Source organism: Cupriavidus sp. HPC(L) (genome assembly GCF_000307735.3).
Taxonomy (GTDB): Bacteria; Pseudomonadota; Gammaproteobacteria; order Burkholderiales; family Burkholderiaceae; genus Cupriavidus.
In genome coordinates, this window is record NZ_AMPR02000338.1 from 1 (window position 1) to 1,983 (window position 1,983).

General features: G+C 69.3%; 2 protein-coding genes. Both read right to left on the minus strand.

Annotation, left to right across the window (positions count from 1 at the left end; translation table 11 throughout):
* Window positions 1–32 precede the first annotated feature (32 nt).
* Complete coding sequence (locus B551_RS17395) at window positions 33–548, minus strand: SRPBCC family protein (RefSeq protein WP_006579071.1); 516 nt, start codon at window positions 546–548, stop codon at window positions 33–35.
* Between the two features lie 337 nt (window positions 549–885).
* The coding region (locus B551_RS17400; RefSeq protein ID WP_043440621.1) for an LWXIA domain-containing protein at window positions 886–1,983 on the minus strand (1,098 nt) is incomplete at its 5' end.

Here is a 1,983-nt window from a genome sequence, read left to right on the forward strand (position 1 = left end):
AAAACCCGCTCCGCAGCGAGCGCGGCTCCCGCTCAACTTCCCTGCGTCGACGGACGCGCCGCGTCGGCGGACTCGCGCACCGGATAGGCTGGCGCCTTGTCGACCGGCTGTTCGGCCAGCACCTTGATGCGGCCCAGCGCCGCCTGCATTTCGTTGCCCAGCGCCTGCGGATACTCCGCACGCGGGCCGGCGGGCACGGACAGCGGGTCGAGCCACATCTGCCACGTTACCACGGCGGTGCCCGCATCGGGACCGGGACTTACCTGCAGTCGCCCGCGCGTATGGTTCGACAGCTTGCGGTAGACGTAAGAGTACGGCCCGCGATCGACCAGCACGTCGACCACCGGCGGCCCGCCGTTCTTGCGCTCGGCACGACGGACGGTACCCGGCGAGCCGTCGCCCAGCACCACGCTGCACGAACGCAACGCGCTGTCCCATTTGGCGATCGCACAGTAGTCGCCGGCCTGCGCCCACACCTGCTGCGGCGTGCGATGGATCAGGATCGAACGCTCGACCGGAACCAGTTGGGCATGGGCGGCGGGCGCCATGGTGAGCGTGACCAAGGCCGCCAGCAGCGCGCCGCGAGGACGTCGCCATGCAGGGACGAGGGATGAGTGGTGGTCGGGCATGAGAAAAGGATCGGTCGCAACACGTCATTCCCGCGAACGCGGGAATCCAACGTCTTTAAACGCCACTGGGTCCCCGCCTTCGCGGGGACGACAACGCCGTCGTTCGAAAGCCGCTGGGTCCGCCTTCGCGGGGACGACAACGTGGTCGGCGACAACGCCGTCGTGAAGATGGCGTAGCGTACCGCGGGCGGCGCGCCTTGCCATCACCGAGCCTTCGTAGGACGGGAACTTCCGCCAGCCTGTCAGCTGCCAGCGGTCAGCCCTGGCTGGTTTGCGGCGGTGCGATATCGACCAGCCAGCCGGGCACGATGCGGTCGGGATCGCCGATCGAGGCATTGAGCTGCAGCAGGTGATCAAGCGCCCGGCTGGTCTGCGTGACGTCGCCGCCAGGCACGGCACCCGCCCCGCCGTCGCCATCCAGCAGCGTGTCGCGATGGCTGCGCGCGATGTTCCATAGCGTGTCGCCCGGCGCCACCTGGTGGTAGCCCGCCAGCACCGCGGCCGCGCGACGCGACAGGTTGCGATGCGGGGCCTCCATCGTCGGCGCCGTGGCCCGCCGCTCGGCCAGTACGCGTGGCGCGGCGCCATGCGTGGTCTCGGCCAGGACGCGTGGCGCGGCGCCATGCGTGGTCTCGGCCGATGCCGCGCGATCGCGCCCTGACGCCCTGAACAGGTCGGGCCACTCGTACTCCTTGTTCAGCGTGATCGCATCGATCTCGCTGACGCGGGACTTCGACAGGTCCGGTCCCTTCAGATACCACAGCTGCGCCGGACCGACCTTGCTGCCGTACTGGCCTATCTGCAGGCGGTTGGCGGTATTCGATCCGTAGAAGCGCAGCGGGCCGATATTGGTCGCATCCATCAGCACCGGCGTGACCGGCCACGACCACGTGGCCTGCCCGTCCACATCGGTCAGCCTGCCGTTGGCGAAGTTGGTGCGCAGGATGTTGTGCTTGACGTGGCCGACGCGCAGGCTCGCCATGCCCATCTTCGACAGCCATGGCAGGCCGAAGCGATAGGCGACGCCGCCCTCCAGAATATTGACGCCGTCGCGCGTGCCGACGGTGGTCTTGCCGTCGCGCGAGAACGCGAACGGCGTGGTGCTGCCGCCGACCCACAGCGACTTGATGCCGCCGATATTGAGCCAGAGCGTCATCGAGTTCAGCCCGTCGCGCGAGCGGAACGTGATCTGCCAGCCGTCGATCCGCGTGGTATCCGGCAGGTTGTACTTGCGCAGCTCGCGCGGATCGCGCGAGACGTCGACCTGGCCCGTCGCGGCCGCGTAGGCCCCATGGGCCAGCGCCGCCACGCGCGCGCCGCGCTGCAGCCCACGGCGGATCTGCGCGACGGTCAG

Excerpts from the sequence above, each read along its gene's own strand:
- B551_RS17395 (WP_006579071.1), bottom strand. The coding sequence starts at position 548 with ATGGCGCCCGCCGCCCATGCCCAACTGGTTCCGGTCGAGCGTTCGATC.